Annotated in this window: 18 protein-coding genes, 3 tRNA genes and 2 pseudogenes; 11 read left to right on the forward strand and 12 right to left on the reverse strand. The window is 35.1% G+C overall.

Features of this window, described 5'->3' with window-relative positions; translation table 11 throughout:
• Positions 1-27: 27 nt before the first annotated feature.
• From wmk (OOK92_RS05960) to OOK92_RS05975, 4 genes are all read left to right on the forward strand, one after another.
• A complete protein-coding gene (gene wmk / locus OOK92_RS05960) occupies positions 28-933 on the forward strand; it encodes a WO male-killing family protein Wmk (RefSeq protein ID WP_019236554.1) in 906 nt (301 codons plus the stop codon).
• Positions 934-982: 49 nt separating this feature from the next.
• A complete protein-coding gene (gene wmk, locus OOK92_RS05965; protein WP_250120255.1) occupies positions 983-1,876 on the forward strand; it encodes a WO male-killing family protein Wmk in 894 nt (297 codons plus the stop codon).
• A gap of 456 nt (positions 1,877-2,332) precedes the next feature.
• Entirely contained in the window at positions 2,333-3,232 is a 900-nt protein-coding gene (locus tag OOK92_RS05970) for a DMT family transporter (RefSeq protein ID WP_264735536.1), read from the forward strand.
• Between the two features lie 47 nt (positions 3,233-3,279).
• Positions 3,280-4,587, forward strand: coding sequence for a UDP-glucose dehydrogenase family protein (locus OOK92_RS05975; RefSeq protein WP_264735477.1), 1,308 nt, complete (start codon positions 3,280-3,282; stop codon positions 4,585-4,587).
• A gap of 17 nt (positions 4,588-4,604) precedes the next feature.
• Here the strand turns inward: OOK92_RS05975 and OOK92_RS05980 are convergent, their stop codons facing one another.
• The 4 genes and pseudogenes from OOK92_RS05980 to OOK92_RS05995 all read right to left on the reverse strand — a co-directional run bounded on the left by OOK92_RS05980 (position 4,605) and on the right by OOK92_RS05995 (position 8,595).
• Complete coding sequence (locus tag OOK92_RS05980) at positions 4,605-5,750, reverse strand: MFS transporter (protein ID WP_264735478.1); 1,146 nt, start codon at positions 5,748-5,750, stop codon at positions 4,605-4,607.
• Between the two features lie 127 nt (positions 5,751-5,877).
• On the reverse strand, positions 5,878-6,930 hold the full coding sequence (locus OOK92_RS05985) for a threonine aldolase family protein (protein ID WP_006280070.1): 1,053 nt from the start codon (positions 6,928-6,930) through the stop codon (positions 5,878-5,880).
• A pseudogene (locus OOK92_RS05990) lies at positions 6,927-7,445 on the reverse strand (threonine aldolase family protein); the annotation flags it as partial. The gene OOK92_RS05985 and the pseudogene OOK92_RS05990, both read right to left, overlap by 4 nt.
• Before the next feature lie 202 nt (positions 7,446-7,647).
• Positions 7,648-8,595, reverse strand: coding sequence for an IS110 family RNA-guided transposase (locus OOK92_RS05995; protein ID WP_264711509.1), 948 nt, complete (start codon positions 8,593-8,595; stop codon positions 7,648-7,650).
• 216 nt (positions 8,596-8,811) lie between these two features.
• Between OOK92_RS05995 and OOK92_RS06000 the strand changes: the two are divergent.
• A pseudogene (locus OOK92_RS06000) lies at positions 8,812-9,003 on the forward strand (hypothetical protein); the annotation flags it as partial.
• 1,087 nt (positions 9,004-10,090) lie between these two features.
• Here OOK92_RS06000 and OOK92_RS06005 read toward each other — a convergent pair.
• The 3 genes from OOK92_RS06005 to mnmE form a co-directional block, all read right to left on the reverse strand.
• On the reverse strand, positions 10,091-11,107 hold the full coding sequence (locus OOK92_RS06005) for an NAD(P)/FAD-dependent oxidoreductase (RefSeq protein ID WP_264735538.1): 1,017 nt from the start codon (positions 11,105-11,107) through the stop codon (positions 10,091-10,093).
• Between the two features lie 168 nt (positions 11,108-11,275).
• Positions 11,276-11,363 (reverse strand) — tRNA-Ser (locus OOK92_RS06010).
• A gap of 47 nt (positions 11,364-11,410) precedes the next feature.
• Entirely contained in the window at positions 11,411-12,739 is a 1,329-nt protein-coding gene (mnmE, locus tag OOK92_RS06015; protein WP_264735539.1) for a tRNA uridine-5-carboxymethylaminomethyl(34) synthesis GTPase MnmE, read from the reverse strand.
• A 213-nt stretch (positions 12,740-12,952) separates the two neighbouring features.
• Between mnmE and nuoI the strand changes: the two genes are divergently transcribed.
• Both nuoI and OOK92_RS06025 read left to right on the forward strand, forming a co-directional pair.
• On the forward strand, positions 12,953-13,435 hold the full coding sequence (gene nuoI / locus OOK92_RS06020) for an NADH-quinone oxidoreductase subunit NuoI (RefSeq protein ID WP_264735540.1): 483 nt from the start codon (positions 12,953-12,955) through the stop codon (positions 13,433-13,435).
• Positions 13,436-13,500: 65 nt separating this feature from the next.
• Positions 13,501-13,623, forward strand: coding sequence for a hypothetical protein (locus tag OOK92_RS06025; RefSeq protein ID WP_264735541.1), 123 nt, complete (start codon positions 13,501-13,503; stop codon positions 13,621-13,623).
• A 142-nt stretch (positions 13,624-13,765) separates the two neighbouring features.
• Here the strand turns inward: OOK92_RS06025 and OOK92_RS06030 are convergent, their stop codons facing one another.
• From OOK92_RS06030 to OOK92_RS06040, 3 genes are all read right to left on the reverse strand, one after another.
• Positions 13,766-13,897, reverse strand: coding sequence for a hypothetical protein (locus tag OOK92_RS06030; RefSeq protein ID WP_264735542.1), 132 nt, complete (start codon positions 13,895-13,897; stop codon positions 13,766-13,768).
• 121 nt (positions 13,898-14,018) lie between these two features.
• Positions 14,019-14,975, reverse strand: coding sequence for an IS5 family transposase (locus OOK92_RS06035; RefSeq protein ID WP_264735368.1), 957 nt, complete (start codon positions 14,973-14,975; stop codon positions 14,019-14,021).
• The gene (locus OOK92_RS06040; protein WP_264735543.1) at positions 14,960-15,088 is read right to left on the reverse strand and encodes a hypothetical protein; all 129 of its coding nucleotides are present in this window, start codon (positions 15,086-15,088) and stop codon (positions 14,960-14,962) included. The genes OOK92_RS06035 and OOK92_RS06040 overlap by 16 nt, the downstream gene beginning before the upstream one ends.
• 28 nt (positions 15,089-15,116) lie before the next feature.
• Between OOK92_RS06040 and thrS the strand changes: the two genes are divergently transcribed.
• Together thrS and infC are read left to right on the forward strand one after the other, a co-directional pair.
• Complete coding sequence (gene thrS, locus OOK92_RS06045) at positions 15,117-17,018, forward strand: threonine--tRNA ligase (protein WP_264735544.1); 1,902 nt, start codon at positions 15,117-15,119, stop codon at positions 17,016-17,018.
• Positions 17,019-17,030: 12 nt separating this feature from the next.
• Positions 17,031-17,549 (forward strand): translation initiation factor IF-3, encoded by a 519-nt coding sequence (gene infC / locus OOK92_RS06050; RefSeq protein WP_264730993.1) that lies wholly within the window; start codon positions 17,031-17,033, stop codon positions 17,547-17,549.
• Positions 17,550-17,577: 28 nt separating this feature from the next.
• Here infC and nuoF read toward each other — a convergent pair whose 3' ends face one another.
• Both nuoF and OOK92_RS06060 read right to left on the reverse strand, forming a co-directional pair.
• The gene (gene nuoF, locus OOK92_RS06055) at positions 17,578-18,831 is read right to left on the reverse strand and encodes an NADH-quinone oxidoreductase subunit NuoF (RefSeq protein ID WP_253309962.1); all 1,254 of its coding nucleotides are present in this window, start codon (positions 18,829-18,831) and stop codon (positions 17,578-17,580) included.
• Positions 18,832-18,850: 19 nt separating this feature from the next.
• Positions 18,851-18,923, reverse strand: a tRNA-Lys gene (locus tag OOK92_RS06060).
• A 434-nt stretch (positions 18,924-19,357) separates the two neighbouring features.
• Between OOK92_RS06060 and OOK92_RS06065 the strand changes: the two genes are divergently transcribed.
• Both OOK92_RS06065 and OOK92_RS06070 read left to right on the forward strand, forming a co-directional pair.
• Positions 19,358-19,433 (forward strand) — tRNA-Ala (locus tag OOK92_RS06065).
• Between the two features lie 215 nt (positions 19,434-19,648).
• Entirely contained in the window at positions 19,649-21,223 is a 1,575-nt protein-coding gene (locus tag OOK92_RS06070) for a magnesium transporter MgtE N-terminal domain-containing protein (RefSeq protein WP_264735545.1), read from the forward strand.
• The last annotated feature ends 24 nt before the right edge of the window (positions 21,224-21,247 follow it).

The following is a 21,247-nucleotide window of genomic DNA, read 5'->3' on the forward strand; positions in this document are numbered from 1 at the left end:
GAAAATATTATATGCAAGGTTCTTTTTGTGGAAAAAAGTCTAGATTATAAAGTGGGAGAAAAATTAAAAAGCTGGAGGTTAGAGCGAGGGTACACTCAGAAAGATTTAGCAGAGAAAATTGGTGTAAAATACTGGGTGATATTGCAATATGAGAAAGGGAATCGTAGAGTTCCAATTGAAAGGTTGTATGCTATAACTGAGGCACTATCAATCAGTATTACGGATCTTATTCCTGTATCAAAAAGCTGTCTTGAAGATGAAGAAGAAATATTAAATCTAGTAAGAGAATATAAAAAGATTAACGATCAGGAGTTACGTAAGATGTTTTGTTTGCTAACCAAATTTGTCCAAGTTAGTGAGAAAAGTAGTAGAAAATCGGAAAAAATAAAAATTGCAAAGAGTCTGGTTAAAGCAGGAGTTTCTGTTGATATTGTTGCAAAAACAATTGGTCTGTCTGCTGATGAATGTGTTGAAGAAAAAGTTGGTTCTATCTACTACCAAATAGGCAAAAAGATAAAGGAATGGAGACTAGTGAGAGAGTATACTCAAAAGGATTTAGCGGAGAAAATGAGTACAACACGTGACGAAATAAGCAACTATGAACAAGGACGCGTAGCTACTCCACTGGGAAAATTATATGAGATAGCAGAAACATTATCGATTAGTATTACAGATCTACTAACAGAGGAAGATGAAGGTAGTAAAGTGGAAAATGAGCTACCGAATTTGATTAAAGAATACAAAGAAATTGAGAGCCAAGAACTACGTCATGCACTAATAAAATCTTTGTTTGAAGGGATACGTATTTGTGAGGAGAAAGTGAGAGAGATAGAAAGGATTAAAGTTGCAAAGGATCTAGTAAAAGGGGGAATTTCTATTGATACTATTTTGCAAGCGGTAGGTTTATCTATTGATATGGTTTTAGATGGATAGCTCGTAAAAAAATTATAGCAATAAAGTTTTTTTCTTAAATGGAGGATAAATGTTTGTTTCTGCAAGCAATGTTAGTTACGGAATAGGGCAAAGAATAGAAAATTGTAGGTTAATGCGAGGGCATACTCAAATAGGATTAGCAAGTCAAATAGGTTTAACATACCAAGAAGTAAACAGCTATGAAGATGGGTATATTCCTATTCCAATTGAAGTACTATATATAATAGCAAGAGTATTATCAGTTGACGTTGTAGATTTATTACCTGAACCAGTAATAGTAAGGGAAGACAGCTATGAAGACGAGGAAATACTCTATCTAACGAAAATATACGAGAATCAAAAGTTAGGCAAAATAGTACCTTCATTAGTCAGGTTTGTTCATATTAGCGAAAAAATTAATCAAGAAGAGGCAAGGTTGGAAATAGCAAAAAATCTAGTGAAAGAAGGGGTTTCAGTTGACATAATTTCCCAAGCAACCGGCTTATCTATTTACGAGTATGATAATACAGAGAAAGAAGTCTGCACTGATTCTATATACTACAGAATAGGGCAAAGAATAAGAGAATGGAGATTGATAAAAAGGTATACTCAGAAAGATTTAGCAAACAAAGTTGGTTTAACACTCAAGGAAATACACGAGTATGAAATAGGATACACTGCCATATCATTTGACAAATTATATCAAATAGCAGAAGGATTATCAGTGAATATTAAAGTTCTGCTGCCTAAAACAAATGAAGATAGTGAACTACTTAATTTACTAAGAAAAACTGAAGAGCAAGAATTAGTGAAGAAATTTTTATCTAGGGATATGAAGAATAGCAAAGAGAAAGTTAAAAAAACAGAAAAGATCAAGGTTGCGAAAAATCTAGTGAAGGCGGGTGTTTCTACTGATGTTATTTTGCGAGCAAGTGGCCTAACTGCCGATGAGTGTGAAAATTGAATTGTGTTTAAGATACAAGTAAAAATAGTCAATATATTAACCATTCTAAATCCTTGTTTAGCTAACTCAACTGAAGCATTTTCATAAAGTTTTGCTGCTAATTCGTGTTGTTTGATAAACTTCAAATTTAATGCTTTTAAAATTGATGCTGAAAACACATATTGCTAATGCTAGCAGAGGAGCTAGTTGGTAAAATCGCCACAGCCGTCAGTACTCCCGATTACTTTTCCTGATAATGTGATAGTATTCGCAAGTATTATCATATATTACAAAAAAATCAGTTAGCATTTCTGTTTATTAAAATTATGCAATAAAGCTGCATTTTATATAACACTTCTCAAATTATTTCTACTAAATATTTATGAATATGGTTAAACAGTAGATAGAAGAAACCTTTTCTATTATTGATCTTTTGTACAGTAAAGTTATCTCATAAAATATTAAATTTGGAGTTTTATGGATCACGGACTAAGAGCTTATTTGCTTGGAGTTACCTGGTTTATACTCAGTTTACTTAGTAGTGTAGTTAATGATACTATATCAAAGTGTCTCGGTTTACACCTTCAAAGTTTTGAGATAATCTTTTTCCGTTTTTTATTTAGCACTATTACTCTTATACCTTTTATATTTTACTATGGAATAGGAGTTTGTAAAACAAGTCGAATATCTATTCAAATAACTAGAGGTGCATTGTTGTTTTGTGGAATGACCTTATGGACCTATGGGTTGACTATTTGCCCAATAGTAACTGCAACAATTATAGGTTTCTCAATACCATTATTTGTTATGCTTCTTGCAATTCCTTTTCTGGAAGAAAATATAATTTGGCAAAGATGGGTAGTAGCTGTCATTGGTTTTATTGGTATTGCTATTACTACTAAAGCTTATAGTGAGGATTTTAATCCTAAAATTCTTATTTTTATTGTATCCGCATTAATCTTCGCTATACTAGATGTACTTAATAAGAAGCTTGTAATGAAGGAGACAATAATAAGTATATTATTTTACTCAGCTCTAACAACAACAATTTTTTCCACTCCATCTTTGTTATTTTATTGGCATATGCCTTCCTTGTTGGAGTTAGTATTACTGCTGATTTTAGGAATAAGTTCAAACCTAATTCTGTTCTTCATGTTAAAAGCTTTTGCTCTTACTGATGCTACTGCACTTGCACCTTATAGATACATGGAGCTAATAATTTCTGCAATAGTAGCATACGTTATATTTAATGAATTACCTGATAAAAGTGCTTTATATGGTACTTTGATATTAATACCATCAACCTTATTTATAGCTTATTCGGAAGGTAAGGCAATTAAGAAAAATAATGTAACAACAAAAGTTTATAATTGTTAATGGTATTTATTTTAGATGCTAAGCTATATTTTTAAGGTGATAATAAAATGCACATAACTATTATAGGAGTAGGGTATGTAGGCTTAGTATCTGGTACAATGTTATCGGAGCAGGGCCATAAAGTTGATTGCATTGACATAAATACTGAGAAGATTGAACTTTTGAAATCAGGGAAAATTCCCTTATATGAACCTGGATTAGCAGATTATTTAGAGAATAATATAAAGTCACAAAGGATAAGATTTTTTGATTCGTATTTTCAAATAAATCCCAATACAGAAGTAGTATTTGTAACTGTAGATACTCCATCAGACTCCCTAGGAAATGCAAATTTACAGAATGTATATAATGCAGTAAGTGAAGTTTCTGAGAGAGTTAATCAAGATTGCTTAATAGTGATAAAGTCAACTGTTCCTCCTGGTACTGCAGAAAATATACATAATTATTTATCTAATAAGGGCTATAACTTTGATTTAGGAGTTAATCCAGAGTTTCTCAAGCAAGGCTCTGCAGTATCAGATTTTTTATACCCAGATAGGATAATAATAGGAGTAAAAACTAAGCTAGCTAGGGCAAAACTAGAAGTTATATATAGATCATTTATAGATAAGAATATTCCGTTAATAGTCACTGATACAGTTACTGCTGAAATGATTAAATATGCTTCTAATGCCTTTCTAGCAACAAAGGTTGCTTTTATCAATGAGATGGCAGGTTTATGTGAGCTATTAGGAGCAGACATTGACCTTTTAGCTAACAGTATGGGAATGGACCATAGAATAGGTAAGGAATTTCTCAAAGCTGGTCCAGGATTTGGAGGATCATGTTTTCCTAAGGATTTGTCAGCTTTATTAAGGCTTGCTGAAGACTACAATGTTAAGCTACAAATTTTAAATTCAGTTAAAGAATCTAACTATAATCATATAACAAACATTGCTAAAAAGGTAGAATATGTATTAAATGGAGTCCAAAATAAAAAAATAGCAATATGGGGGCTAACTTTTAAGTCTGGTACTGATGATGTAAGAAATAGCCCAGCTATAGATATTGCAAAATTGTTAGTGAATAACAAGGCTAAAATTACTGCATATGATCCAATGGGGATGGATAATGCTAGGCAAGTTCTAAAGGATATAGAGTACGCAGACAATGCTATAGGGGCTGCAAGAGACGCGGAAGCCTTATTATTATTAACGGAGTGGAAAGAATTTAAAAATCAAGATTTTGCAAGTTTAAAGAGTATTATGGCTGCACCTAATGTTTTTGATTTCCGTAATTTATTAGATAGCGAGCTATTACTAAGATATGGTTACCATGTTTATTCCTTGGGTAAAAAATCTATCTACAAAGTTTAACTGTTGAGAAATTTTTTTTACACCGCTTTACTTAGTTTTTTTAGATCTTTGCTTGATAGTATGGAAAAGCAAACGAGTGCAACAACAGAGCAAATAGAAAAAAATGAAAACATAATACTGTTACCACAGTGCTTAACAAGTACTCCTAAGAGCACGCATGAAAATATTGAACTTGCAATATACCCAAATAATCCTGTTAAGCTTACAATTGCACATACATTATTTTGTGGAGCAATTTCTACAGCTATAACACCTGTCAGTACTTGCACTCCAAATATAAAGAATCCTGATAAGATTGCACAAAGGTTCATAAGAATTATGTTTTGACCAAAGTTCATTGCAATAAAAGTGAGTGCTATACCCAACATATAAAGTGATGCCAGCAAGCTTCTATTTTGAAAGAAGTACATATCACTAATTCTTCCTGTTATTAAAGTTCCAAGGATTCCACCTAAATCATATACGCCTGTTATTAGTGAGGATTGTACAAGAGAAATTTGTAATTTATTCTTTAAAATTAGAGGAAACCAAAAGAAGATTCCCATTTTTATAATATAAGCACAAAAAGTAGCACAACATAGAAACCATATGGAACTTGTTACCTTGATACCTATTTGAGATTTCTGCACCTTATAATAGGTAGTAAAGTTGGCACTTTCTTTGTAATATGCCTTTAATATTATATAAATTCCAAAAAGTAAGCATAAGAAACCAGAGTACAAAAATGCACTTTTTGCATCATATATTTTAATTATACTTGGTAATACAATTAAAGTAATACAAGAACCAAGTTGCTGAGATGCGCTCATAACTCCCCATGATGATGCAATTGAAGAGATGCTGGAGTTTGTAACCATAAACTTGGTAATAGCTGGCCAACCTAACCCTTGTGTCCAAGCTAATAATATTAATGTTAACAGTAATAAAGTTAGATTATTATATGATAAAGTTATACCAATGGTTAATAATCCAGTTGCAATATTGCATAGCCCAAACATAAATAATGGATTATTTTTGGAGTCCATGATTATTCCATTAACAAATTTTGATACTCCATAAAAAAAAGAAAAGCAGGCAAAAAAATAGCTTAATTTTACATGGTCAGTATCTATTAACAGTGGTAGAGCAATTGGTATACTTTGTCTTGATAAATAAAGCAGCATATATCCACAGAAGAATAGTAAATATTGAAAGGAGACAAAGTTCACACCTATTCCCAAATAGCTCTATGCAGATGCTAGCATAATACTATATTGGTATAATATTGTTTGACAAGAAGTTTGCAAACAATTAGTGCAGAAAATTACTTAGTATCTTTCTTATAGCAGATACAGTAGTATTAATATCTTCATAGCTTATATCTCTATGTGTTATAGCTCTGATTTTACCTTTGATGTTAGCCATTCTAATTCCATAATTTGTCATTAGTACGTTTATTAATTCTTGAGTAGATATACAATTAGTACGTAATGAAAAATACGCTATATTAGTTTTATACAGGTCGATATCAATTATAACTTGATCTATGGAGTCTAGGCCTTCTATAAGGTGCTGCATTTTTTTATGATCTTCTTCTAAAGAATTTACATTATTACGTAGAGCATATAAACATGCAGCTGAAATAATGCCAGCTTGGTGCATACCTCCGCCAATTTGAAACTTATAGTACCAAGCTTTTTCAATAAAATCTTCACTTCCAAGCAATATTGCGCCCATTGGAGCACCTAATCCTTTACTAAAATCAATGAATACCGAATCAAAATAACTTGCATACTCCTTTGGAGATATTTTAGTATGAGCACAAGCGTTGAACAGTCTTGCTCCATCTAAATGAGTGAATACGTCATTCTCTTTGCAGAGACTTGAGATCTCTTGAATATATTCTAAAGGCCACACAGCTCCACCACCAAAATTTGTCGTTTGTTCGATAGAAACAAGCCCAACTCTCGGAATATTTCTTAAACTAGGACGAGTAATAAACTCAACAATTTGTTCTCCAGTAAATATTCCTCTCGTACCTTTGATGGGCAAAGGAGTGGCATGTGCCTGGGCTGCGATCAAGCCAGATTGTACTATGAGCGGATGTGAAGTTTCATCAAGCAGCAAGTAATCACCAGGTCTTTGAATGTGTACTTTATAAGCAATTACATTGGACATCGTTCCTGAAATCAAAAAGATTCCTGCAGGTTTACCTAATATTTTACATGCGGTTGCCACTAATTCGTTCACAGTTGGATCTTCACATGCAGCTTCGTTTCCAACTTTTGCTTTAGCCATCGCTTCCCTCATTTTAGCTGAAGGGTCAGTGTTTGAATCGCTAAAGAAATCTATTTTTACTCTCATATTAAATTTAACACAACCTCCTTTATAATTTCAGCAGCTTTCATGATGTCTGTTTCCTTTGTGCCAAGATGGGTAACTGCTCTTATATGAGACTCGAGCCAAGGAAAAAGCAATAAACCATAAGCTTGGCACTTACTCAAGAAAACCTCATTAGTTACATTTAGTGCTTTTATACTAAAGCTTACTATATTAGTTTCTGGATAAGGTAGTACCAGTTTTATGTGTGGAATTTCCTTAATCTTGTCTGCAAACAGTTTGGCGAGTTTATTGTCTTCTTTAAGCCTAGAGATATTGTTCTGTAGTACATACTTTGCTGCATTAGCACAATACCCTATCTGATGATAACCACTACCTAGCCAAACCTGTAGCTTTTTAGCCCTTTCAATTATCTCTCTTTTACCCATAAGCATTGAACCAAAAGGAGCTCCAAGTCCTTTGGTAAAAGAAAAGCTCATTGTATCCACATATTTAGCATAATCTGCTAAAGCAATATTTGTTTCGATATGAGCATTAAATCAACTATGTTTTTTTTTAATTTTTCATTTGTATAATTTTGCAACTTTACCCAACCATATAGATAATAAAAACCCGTTTGTCATAGGAACAGAATTCTATATCAAACAGCTACTGCAACAATTTCCGTTTAAGCTATGTGAACAAGCACTTTAAGTTTGTGTGGACGCACAATATTCATTTCAATTACTGCTATGTAAATTTTTAAACATTCAAATTAATTGCCTCTTTAAGCCTTGCATTAGCAATTACTATAATTTTACGCATTAGAGCTGTTATAGCTACCATCTTCTTCTTACCACTTTCAACAAGCTTGGAATAAAAGGTGCCAAGTGCAGATTTGGACCTTGCAGCAGACATGGCAGATGTAAAGAGCTTTGAACGAACATTACTTCTACCTCCTATAATCCTTCGGTAACCAACAGTTTTACCACTTTCCCTAGGATGAGGTGCAACTCCGGCAAGACTTGCTACTTCTTTTCTACTTAAGTAACCAAGCTCTGGCATTAAACACAGAAAATCTTGTGATAACTTTTTACCTATTCCAGAAACTGTTTTAAGGATTTTTTGACGTTGTTGTAGTTCATGGCTTCCATCAATAATTTTTTGTATAGTATCATTGAGTTCGTTTATTTGACTATCGAAAAATTCAATGGTCTTCTGACAACTTTTCTTTATATGATCATTTTCAGGAGCTTCCAGTCTACACTTTTCCTGAGCTCTCATTTGCGTAATGTCATCACGACGTTGACAAAGTGCAACCAGGGTTGATTGTTCTTTTGATGTAGGTACAAATAGAGAGAGAGTTCTATGGCGTTCAAATCCATATTGAGCAAGAGCCCTCGCATCTGATTTATCAGACTTTGCTACAGTTCCGTGAGACAAGATAAAGCTTTTTACTTTACGAGTATTAGCTCGATGTACTGCAATATTCTTGTCAATAAGAAAATGTGACAAACCAAGCTCATATTTTCCTGTGTTTTCCAAAGTTACTAAAGAATTAGGTAGAATATCTGAAAACTTTTGAAATAATTGTTGCCAACCATCAGAATCATTGTCAAATTTGACAGCGTTCTTCTGTTTGTGAATTGCAACGACATTTTTAAATTTTCCGATGTCAATGCCAATAAAATTTTGATAAGATGTAACCATAATAAACCTCGATAGTTTTAGTTAATTTAAGATTGTAAACGGGTGCATATATATGTCCCAAGCAACTATTCAAACGTATCGAGAGATGGGCTAGTGTACCTTGATTTAAACGGTTGTAGTACCAATATTCTTCCGGTCGCACACGCCCATGATAGTCCTATTCCTATAGTGAGTAGGGCTATCTTTCCCTCTTATCCTCTTTTATATCACATTTTCAACTTACAATATTCTCAGGAAAAGATTGACACTGAAAGCGTTAACAAGAAATTCATTGAAGAAATAAAACAAGAAAGAACAGAGGTTCTTGGAGAAAACCACAGTAAAGATGCTAAACGCAGCAGCTTAACGCTTGAGCAAGTTGTAGTCCAATCTCATAATTGTAAGGATGTTGTTTATAGTGTCGGTTAATAAAATGCATGATATAGCTAGTGCAACCCTACGTCATACCGCCGCAGAATAATTAACCGTCATACCGCCGCGGTATCTCAGCCGCTAACAAGAGATCCCGCTAACACGTAGCGGGATGACGAATATACCGCCGCGGTATCTCTTAGCCGCTAACAAGTAGCGGGATACTTAACCATCGTCTACACCGTCATACCGCCGCGGTATCTCAGCCGCTAACAAGAGATCCCGCTAACACGTAGCGGGATGACGAATATACCGTCGCGGTATCTCTTAGCCGCTAACAAGTAGCGGGATACTTAACCATCATCTACACCGTCATACCGCGATTCATTCGCGGTATCTCTAGATCCCGCTAACAAGCAGCGGGATGACGAATTGCTTAACCGTCATGTCACCGCAGACCGTCATACCGCGATTCATTCGCGGTATCTCAGCCGCTAACAAGAGATCCCGCTAACACGTAGCGGGATGACGAATATACCGCCGCGGTATCTCTTAGCCGCTAACAAGTAGCGGGATACTTAACCATCATCTACACCGTCATACCGCGATTCATTCGCGGTATCTCGCTAACACGTAGCGGGATGACAGCAGTCCTACATCATATCGTCACGGTATCTCTTGGCCGCTAACAAGCAGCGGGATGACGGTTGTCGTTTAGCTACAAACGTTAAGAAATTTACTAAACGAAAAAAAAGGCAAAAGAAGCCCTAGTCATTGTCTACTTTCAGTATTGGCGTTTTTTAAGTCTTAAACACTGCAATTTAGCTGCTTTTAAATGCAACTCACCTTAGTTTAAATGTTTAAGAAATTTACTAAGCAGAAAAAAAGGCAAAAGAAACCCCGTGTTAGCTAGTTGTCACTCTCTAATCCTGCAAATTGGCGTACTATACTGTCTTAAACGACTTATAAGCGCGTTTCAGCTTATATAGGTAAAAACCCAGAAATGTTGTGAAGACATAAGGTGCACATAGTGCAAAAAATTAAAAATAAGACGCCAACTACGTTGTTTTCTTGCTGTTTAATCTGCACAGATGAAGATAACTGAATACCTTCACTATCATAATAAGGGGGCTGGCGAAGGGTGTCAAGTAAGTTTTTCTTTCCCGTGAATTCCCTTTGAAGTCGAGTATTGAAAATTGACTGGAGAGTTGTGGATTACTTTGTATATGTCATAACAAGCCATGGCACTCTCGGCAAAACCACTTAATATTAACTTTAGTTTGCCTGAATAAGTAGCTATATCTCCGATTGCATATATTCTATCTCTACTGGTTCTAAGTGTAGCTGGGTCGACAATTATGCGGCCATGTTCTAACTCTATACACCAACTGTTTATTGGACCAAGATTCATTGACAATCCAAAAAATGGCAGCAAAGAATCAGCGGATATTTCTTTTTCTTCCTTAGAGGCAATGTTTTTTACTATCACTGCGCTCAACTGCCCATTACCTCCTGCTAGTTCGTGTAATTGATATGGCACTACCAGTTCTATCTTTCCATCATTTTCAAGTGATTCTAATTTATTTCTAGTTTCAGGAGTGCAGCGAAATTCCTTTCTTCTATGTATCACATAAATTTTCTTTGCAACTTTAGAAAGTTCTACAGTCCAATCAGCTGCAGAATCACCCCCCCCTGCAATGACTATAGTTTTGTCCTGAAAATCAGAAATTTTATTTACACTGTAAAATACAGATTGATTTTCATATTCTAATATACCACTTAAGGGTGGACGGTTAGGTTCAAACATTCCGTTACCTGCAGCAACAATAACAGCCTTACATTTTACCTCTGTACCTGTGTTAGTTATGATAGTAAAGCTTTGATCACAGTTATTCGAAATCTTTTCCACTTTTTGACTTAAATGGTAAACAGGCTCAAATGGTGAAGCTTGCTCTATTAATTGCTCAATTAATTTTTGGGCAGTAATTACAGGATAACCAGGTATATCATATATTGGCTTTTCTGGGTAAAGAGCTGTGCATTGTCCTCCTGCTTGATCCAAAACATCTATTATATGACATCTCATATCAAGCATTCCCGCTTGAAAAGCAGTGAATATTCCAATAGGCCCTGCACCTATTATTACTATATCGGTTTTCATATTCAGATGGTAATCTATTTATAGATATTAGCTTTCTTCGCTAATAAGGTCAATTTACAAAGGGATGTATTTTTAAAAGATGTGGCTAGATTAGATAAGATTTCCAGCGTTATGAACCACATAGTCCAAATAAGCTCTAAAAATCAGCTAACATCGCGGGATGCTGTGCGGACGGAATGGGATTCGAACCCATGGTACGCTCATCACGTACGTCAGTTTTCAAGACTGGTGCCTTAAACCGCTCGGCCATCCGTCCATTTCTTTTCTATCACAACATTTGATTTTAAGCAATCTATAAAAGCTTTACTTGCCCACGCAAAAATTGCTAAACACACTACTCAATATTTCCTCAACATTAATAATTCCAATCACCGCACCAAGTTCAAATGCAGCAAGCCTCAAATCTTCAGATATCAACTCAATTGGATTATCGATATTAAAACGTTGTAAATGTTCCAGTGCTTTCTGCATGTGACTCCTATGTCTTTGCCGAGTAATCACAGGAGTGTCTCTATCATGCCCAAATTTTTCCTCTGCCTTCTTTTTTATGAGAGAGATCAACTTGTTTGTACCTATTCCCTTTAAAATAGAAATAGGTAGAAAATCTACACCGCCAATCAGTATATTTCTGTCATTAATTGCATCGTCAGCTTTGCTCAATACATAAATAGTATCGCTATTTACAACGTTGCAATTGATATTACAACGTTGTTCAAAAGGAAATAGTTCTATTCTTAGATCAGCTTCAAAAGACCTCTTTTTTGCTCGACTTATGCCTTCTGATTCTATCGGGTCTGAACTCTCACGAATTCCAGCAGTATCAGAGAGAATGATTGGGTATCCGCCAATGTCAATATGAGCTTCAAGCACGTCTCTTGTTGTGCCTGCATATTCAGAAACAATAGCAATATCACGCTTGGCTAAGAAATTAAACAGAGTTGATTTACCGACATTTGGTTCACCAGTTATTACAATATGTAAACCCTCACGCAACCTTTCGCCCCGTCTATTATCATTTAAATGCTCTTGTATCAACTGCACGAGAGATTGCACTTCATTATTAATTTTTTTCAATTCACTTTTTTCTGCCCAAATGTCCTCTGGAAAGTCTATATATGCTTCGATTTTGGATTGTATCGTTATTAATCTTTGCCTCCAATTGCTGTATAGTCTCTCCAATTCTCCCGATATCTGCTTAATCGCTTGTTTAGCTTGCATTTTCGTCTCAGCATCAATTAAGTCTGCAATCCCTTCTATTTGCGTTAAGTCAAATTTACCATTTAGAAAGGCCCTAAGTGAGAATTCTCCAGGCCTGGCCATAACAAAAATTTTTGATAATTCCTCCAAGATGATTTTTATGACTGCCTTGCTTCCATGCACTTGTAACTCTATAACGTTCTCGCCAGTGAAACTGTTTGGAGCAGGGAAATAGATGATTATTCCATTATCTATCAATTGATTGGAATCATCATATAGATCAACTAAAGTAGCAAATCTTGGTTTAATTTCTTTCTTAATATGAAAATGATTTAAAGCTTTAAGCGCGTAGTTGCCTGAAATTCTGATTACTGCAACTCCTGACTTACCCAATACGGTCGATAAAGCGAAAATAGTTTCATTTGCGTTTGTCATTATTTATATAAACTACTTAGCAATATTACACTTAAGAAACCAAAATACCTAATTTGAAAATATTCAAAATTTTTATCTATCTTGCTAGTTTATAGTAATATCATATTAATAAATACATTATATAAAAAACTGCAAAGGTCACTCAGGTGAAAATATTTATTTTGAAAACTGATAATATGATTTATAATTATCAACATAGGTTTTAAATATTTTATGCTCAAGAAATTAGCTTGGTATTGGTCTTTTGTAGAGTTAATTAAAGGGTTTGTTATTACATTAAAATATATGTTTAAGTCAAAGGTTACTTTGAGGTATCCTATGGAGAAGGGCCCTTTAAGTCCAAGGTTTCGTGGTGAGCATGCGTTGCGTAGGTATCCAAACGGTGAAGAACGATGCATAGCTTGTAAATTATGCGAAGTTATCTGCCCTGCTCAAGCAATAGTTATTGAAGCAGAGGAAAGAGAAGACGGTAGTCGTCGCACCACGCGCTATGATATTGATATGACAAAATGCATATACTGCGGACTTTGCCAAGAGGCATGTCCAGTTGATGCAATTGTGGAGGGTCCTAACTTTGAATTTGCTACTGAAACAAGAGAGGAGCTAATGTACAATAAAGAAAAGTTATTGCGTAATGGTGAAATTTGGGAGGACGCAATTGCACTCAGGTTAAAAAAGAATAGACCGTACTACTGATGTTAAAAATTTATAGCTTTCAAATCATTCCTCTGTTACCCAGGTGCTGTTTTTCTGTCATTTCAGTGTTCCTTTTTTTGTCATCCCAGTGCGTGACACTGGGATGGCTTTGTTGCATCGCTAGCTATGATGGATTAAAGATAAAAAAGATGGAGAATATCAGTAGCTTATTATTCTGGTATTTATAACAAGAACGGTCAGTGAATACCTAAATTTGAGTAAAAGAAATTTCACTACCACTCACTAATCCGGCTAAAATTCAAGAATTTCAATGCTTTAGCTATTTTCAATAGAATTAAGTTTATTAATATAAATAATAAATTACTATTCTTAAATTTGATCAGATTGATTGCAAAAAAACAAGATTTTCAATAGGTTGCTTATAATCCTAGCTATAGTTAGCCTTTCATAAGTAGCGATGCAACAAAGCCCACTGGGATCCAGGTATAAAAATATTTGCAAATTGTGCAATGGACAACAGATTTTAGGAGCATACGTTAAACTAATTTCCATTATAAAAATAAGATGGATCCCAGTGGGCTTTGTTGCATAGCACCTTAAGCAGTGATGGTTTACGACAAATTTATGTAATGATTTCAAATTTAGCCATACCAATATCAGTGAATTTGTTGAGCAAATAGCACTTAATTAGTAATTCTTTTTCACGATTTACTTCAGATTTATTCCTAAAGCTAAATCCAAATACTTGCTTCAACCTTGAGAAAAATCCTTCTATGTAAGATCTCTTTCCATAAATTGCTTCCTTTTTCCACTCTTTTACACCATCTTGTCCATATAATTTTATTAACCTAATAGCAGCATTCCTGTCAGACATATAATCTATTTTTGAATGTTCTGCTGCATCCTTTTTTGGTAGAACTTTTGTCTTTATATCGTATTTCTTACACAATTTATAAAGTTTGTGCCTATCGTATGCCCTATCTGCATATAATGCTTTTATTTTGTGCTGAAAATTAACTTCTTCAAGCAAATCGCAAGCTCCATAGTGGTCAGAGTAGACGCCATTACTGTATCTTGCAGCTATAGCTTTTTTACTATTCACACTTAACATAACATGTAACTTTCTTACTTGCTCGTAGCTTCGGTACTTTCTATCTGCACTGTTTTCCTTACTGTGGCCAGGAGTGTTACTGTAAATGCTGATACTTGTGCTATCTATGATAATTTCAATATTTTCCATGTTGCTTTTATCAACCCTGCAATCATTTATCTTAATATTAAGTTTTTTAAACCTTCTTGATGCTTGTGAATAGCTGATAACTGCCAAATTTTTTCCTATTTGTTGCAGATATCCTTTTATAAACCCCACCGTTTGTCTTAACCCAATTCTAAAAAGATTGACAATTATATGCACCAAAATTACGACTTTATCACTGTAAATATAGTTGCCGCCCTGCATTTTTGGACTATTTTCATACCAATTTTCGATAGCTTCATCGATGTAACGAAAAATATTTCCCCTTTTTTCAAGGAATTTGTTATATTCGTTTTGGTTACTGACTTTCATTTTCTGTGGCATATTTTTTCTTCAACAGTTAAATGGTTATTTATAATGAATTTTGTCAGTAGCCACCAGATTTTTTCGGTTGCTATGCAACAAAGCCATCCCAGTGTCACGCACTGGGATGACAAAGAGAGGGTTAGACAAAAGGGTCGATAAATGATTAAAATTACTTTTCCAGCTGAAAAAAGAATAGAAGAATATGACGATAAAGTCACTGGCTTTGATATATTACAACTGGATGCTTTGAAAGAAGCAGTTGCATTGAAAGTAAACGGTGAGTTGTATGATCTCTCACGTGAAATTGAATCTGATACAGAGATAGAGGTGATACAACTGAGTGACGAAGTGGGTTTGGACATAATAAGGCATGATGCTGCTCATATAATGGCCCAGGCAGTGAAAGAGCTCTTTCCTAATACTCAGATTACTATTGGCCCAACAATTCAGGACGGTTTTTACTATGATTTTGCTACAGATCGTACCTTCACTACGGATGATCTTGCTGCAATAGAAAAGAAAATGAAAGAGATTGTAAAAAGTAATCACAGATTTGTTCGAGAGGTTTGGACTCGCAAGCAGGCAGTTGATTTCTTTAGTGGTATAGGCGAAAAATATAAGGTTGAAATTATATCCTCTATATCAGAGAGTGAAAACCTAACTGTTTATAGACAAGGCGATTTTGTTGACTTATGCCGCGGTCCACATTCTCCTTCAACTGGCAGAGTCAAAGCGTTTAAGCTTATGAAAGTTGCAGGAGCATACTGGCGTGGTGATTCTAAGGGTCCAATGTTACAGCGAATATATGGCACCGCATGGAGAAATAAGGATGAATTAAACGCTTACCTTGAGTGTCTCAAAGAAGCAGAAAAACGTGATCACCGCAAAATTGCTAAGGATATGGATTTATTTCACATCCAAGAGGAAGCTGTCGGGCAGGTTTTTTGGCATGAACAAGGATATACTCTATATAATGTTCTTGAGTCTTACATCAGAAAGAAGCTAATAAATAATGGCTATTTTGAGGTAAAAACCCCTATTTTAGTAAGCAAGGAACTGTGGGAAAAGTCGGGACATTGGGATAAATTTCGTGAAAATATGTTCATTGTTGATGAATCTGAAAGCAAAAAGCTAGCAATAAAACCTATGAATTGTCCTTGTCATGTGCAGATTTTTAATTCTCACACCAGAAGCTATCGTGATCTACCAATACGTATGGCAGAGTTTGGTACATGCCATAGAAATGAAAGCTCAGGCTCATTGCACGGACTGATGCGAGTGCGTGGTTTTACGCAAGACGATGCACACATTTTTTGTATGGAAGAACAAGTAAATTCTGAAACTGTAAAGTTTTGTGACCTTTTAAAAGAAGTATATTCAGAGCTTGGATTCAATGAAATTTCTGTGAAATTTTCAGACCGTCCAGATATTAGAGCCGGTAATGATGAAGTGTGGGATAGAGCTGAAAAAGCGCTGCTTGAAGCCATTAAAGAAGCGGGCTTGAGTTATGAACTGAGCCCTGGTGAAGGTGCATTTTATGGTCCAAAGTTAGAGTTCGTTTTGAAAGACGCAGTAGGCAGAAATTGGCAATGTGGAACATTACAAGTTGATTTCATTTTACCAGAACGTCTGGGAGCTTTTTATATAGGGGCAGATGGGCACAAGCATCACCCTGTCATGTTACATAGGGCAATTCTTGGGACTTTTGAGCGTTTTATCGGAATTTTGATAGAAAATTATGCAGGAAAATTTCCAGTTTGGCTTGCTCCAACGCAACTTGCTATTCTGACCATTACAAATGAAGCTGACGGTTACGCCACAGAAATTAGCAATATTTTAAAAGAACAAGGTGTGAGAGTCAAGACTGATTTGACCAATGAAAAAATTAGTTATAAGATACGTTTGCATAGTTCAAACAAGGTTCCTATATTATGGATTATAGGCAAAAATGAAGTTACAAGTAAAACTGTGTCAGTGAGAAATTTAGGATCAGAAAGACAGGAGTCTTTTTCTTTGGAAAAGGCTACTGAATCGCTGTTAAAAAGTATTAATTTGAATTAAGGGAGTTAAAGTTTGCAAGTTAAAAAGAACAATAAAAACAGAATTAATGGATTCATCACAGCTAAGGAGGTACGCTTAGTTGATCATAGTGGTGAAATGGTCGGAATCGTGCCAATAGAACGAGCTTTGGAATGTGCACAGGGTGTTGGTTTAGACTTGGTGGAAATTGCACCTGATTCAACCCCTCCAGTATGTAAAATTCTGGATTATAGCAAACAAAAGTATGATATAAAAAAGAAAGCAAGTGAAGCAAAAAAGAAACAAAAAACATTAACTATAAAAGAAATTAAACTGGGTCCTAATATTGGTGATCACGACTACGAAACAAAATTGCGTCAAGCAAGAGACTTACTTGCCCACGGACATAAAATCAAAGTTACAATGAGATTTAAGGGCAGAGAGCTTATAAACACTGAAGTCGGACTGGAAAAATTAGAACGGCTAATTAGAGACACTGAAGATATTGCAAAGGTAGAATTGGCACCTAAAAGAGAAGGGAATCAATATTTTTTAGCTCTGGTTGCTAAGTAGCAAAACGGCTTAAGAAGTATAAGTAGAGTTAAATTATCGCTCTCTCTTTGATAACATGGCGAAAATGTCTTATTAATCCTTGAATCGGCCAAGCTGCAGCATCACCAAGCGCGCAAATTGTATGTCCTTCTATTTGAGTTGTAAGGTCAAGCAGCTTATCTATTTCATCAGGCTTAATATCTCCTGCCACCATCCTCTTCATAATCCTCCACATCCATCCAGTACCTTCACGGCATGGTGTGCATTGTCCACAGGACTCATGCATGTAAAAGTGTGATAACCTCTCTATTGCAGCTATTATATCAGTTGATTTATCCATCACTATTACAGCAGCAGTACCAAGCCCTGATTGTGCGGTTCTTAATGAATCAAAATCCATTTCAATAGTATCGCATATAGATTTTGGAATTAATGGCACTGAAGACCCACCAGGTATTACAGCAAGTAAATTATCCCAACCCCCTCGCACTCCACCTGCGTATTTTTCAATCAATTCACGTAGTGGAATTCCGAGCTCTTCTTCAACATTACACGGGTTGTTTACATGTCCTGAAATACAAAAAATCTTAGTACCAGTATTATTTGGTTTACCAAGAGATGCAAACCATTCTCCTCCGCGATTTAGAATATCTGGAACCATGGCTATAGTTTCAACGTTGTTTATTGTGGTTGGACAGCCAAAAAGTCCAACACCTGCGGGAAATGGAGGTTTCATGCGAGGAAAGCCCTTTTTTCCTTCAATTGATTCGAGTTGAGCTGTTTCTTCCCCACATATGTAAGCTCCTGCACCCCTATGGATAAACACATCAAGATCATAACCTGATTTGCAGGCATTTTTTCCAATTAAGTTTTCTTTATAGGCTTCCTCAAGTGCTTTTTTTAGAACTAAATATTCATTATAAAATTCACCCCTGATATAAATATACGCAACTGATGCGCTGATCGCTTTGCCGGCTAGGAGAATTCCCTCAAGTAACTTATGTGGCTCATATCGCAATATATCTCTATCTTTACATGTACCAGGTTCTGACTCATCTGCATTGACTACTAAATATGCTTTTGGGAGATTTTTGGGCATAAAGCTCCACTTAAGGCCGGTGGAAAATCCTGCACCCCCTCGACCTCTCAAACCAGATTTCTTTACTTCATCAATGATCTTTTCTGATCCTAAATCTAGTAACTCCTTTGTTTTTTGCCAGCTACCACGTTTTTTTGCACCCTTAAGTAGTGGAGTTTCTTTACCATTTAGGTTGGTGAATATTTTGTCTTGTTCTTTTAGCATGTTTTTCAAAATTTGTGAGTGATCCCGACGCGATTCGAACGCGTGACCCACTGATTAAAAGTCAGTTGCTCTACCGGCTGAGCTACGGGATCATTTCATTTTTCAGCTATACTAAACATCAATACAGTTTTTATCCGTTTTAATCAAACTAAAATTTTCATGTGTGGTTAAGTAAATTATATAATATACTGCGTTAGTGATAATTTAGTTAAAAAATCTATGGATAATTTAAAAAATTTTTAAAGGAAAACTTCTTGTTAATTTTCAGTTCACAGATTTATTTGGATGGTGTGAAGTATAACGCTAAGGAGACAAGAAAAATAGAAAACTGTATATACCCTGCAGAATTTGTGCACTATTATAATGCTTAGCAATAGCCTATAGCTAACACGTCATACCGCCGCGGCGCTAACACGTAGCGGAATGACGGTTTTTCAAATTGTCAGTAAATCTAAGTTAGTTTAGCTATAACAGATAAATATTTCTTGCATTTCAGCCTGAGTGATTTATGCTTTAAGCAAGAATTGGGGGCATAGCTCAGCTGGTAGAGCATCTGTTTTGCACGCAGAAGGTCAGCGGTTCGATCCCGCTTGCCTCCACCAGTCTATATTAGCTCTAGCCGCCACAAAACCTGTCAAAGCAGCTTATTTTAATCTATGAGGGTTTTATACTATTTTCCTGAAAATCCCTATTTCTTTTCATAACTTTTCTCTATGCAAGTAATGTTTGTTATTATAATTCTGATATATATCAACTTAACAATAAATTAATCAATAAATGTTAGAATAGCTATAATTAAATTTATTAGGTAATACTCATGAGTGGAAAAAAACATGTTTTTAAGATGGTGCCTGGAAAAGAGGTGCTTAAAGACCAAGTTAGACATAACATAGATTGGTCTAGAACGCATCGTACACCTGTTAAAAAAGTTGAGCTTGTACCACTGGATGATAAAAATGATGTAGTACTAAACTTACCTGCAAAATTTTGCGGCGATCTTTGCCGAGACCATTTCATATGCATAGAGGAAAATGAAGAAGGTCTGGCAAGCAAGGCAGAACACGATTCTAGCTCAGATTATGTAAACAATAAGTATGCATTTGTATATTACGGTAATACATTAGCTAAGTTATCAATCGCAACAAATTTTGTGAAGGGTATGGTCATTAGTGGTTGTAGGAGTACTGTTGGGTCGGAACAACTGAAATACCAATATGTAACATGGGAAGAGTCAGATACTGGTAACAATAAATATTATTTTTCAGACAAGAAAGGAAATATAATCGATTCACCTGACAATGAAGCATTACAAGACATTATGTTATACTGCGGTGAGAGACAGATGATAAGAGATATAATACTATCCAATATACCAGAGAGTATACTACTATCAAACGCATTTGCCAAAATTTTTGCTGAGGACCTAACAGAAAACCAATTAAAGACTTTTGCCAATACTCTTAGTAACGAGCAATTGCAGGTCCTTGCACAGAATTTAACAGATAATCAACTGCAAAAAATAATTCCTGAACTAAATTCAAACCAACTGCAGGCTTTAGCAGAGAACTTAACAGATGCACAATTCCGAGCTTTAGTGGATCATCTAACCAACCACCAATTACAAACCCTCGTTCAGGAACTAAATCCAGAAAAATTACAAATAATAGTTCCTCTTTTAGATAAAGATCAGCTTACAAACCTAGTGAAAGACTTAAATCTAGACCAAGTAAAAGAAATTTTACCTCACATAAAAATGGATCAGTTCAGGGTGATTATCAGTACAATAAGCAATGATCAGTTTGTAGAATTAATAAAAGATGCAGATGAGAAAATTTTAAACACTCTTTTTGATGAAGCGTTGAAAGATCGACTTCCAATCCTAGTACACAATTTAGAAGGAGATAGATTACATGATTTAATTAATAAGCTAGACCACAAGAAACTTGCAATAGTAGCTCGAGATTTAACTGATCCTAATAAGATTCAGATTATCATTAAGTCTTTAGTTGATAACCCAGAAAAACTTCAAGCTTTTGCTCGCAATATGTCTAATGAGCAGTTTAAAGAACTTTTGGATAACATAGGCGCAGAAGAGCTTAAAGACATCATTCACAAACTGCCTTATGAGAAAGTGACAGCTGTGATTGGTGATCTTGGCAACCAAGATCAGTCTAAAGCTATTATTGATGCATTAAAAGAGAAGTTTGATGAACAAAACAAGAAACAAGAGGAAATGAAAGAAAAACTTGAAGAACTTAAGGAATTGCTGGAAGGTGATGATATAGTTAACCCCAATCAATTTAGCTATCAACATTCTTCTGTAGTAAATGAAGAGTATTACCTTAACAGTAATGATGCTTATACTGTTCAGGATTACTCCATATCTGTTTAGCAGATTACAGAAGATAATGAATAA

It is taken from the genome of Wolbachia endosymbiont (group A) of Rhinocyllus conicus, assembly GCF_947250775.1.
Classification (GTDB): Bacteria; Pseudomonadota; Alphaproteobacteria; order Rickettsiales; family Anaplasmataceae; genus Wolbachia.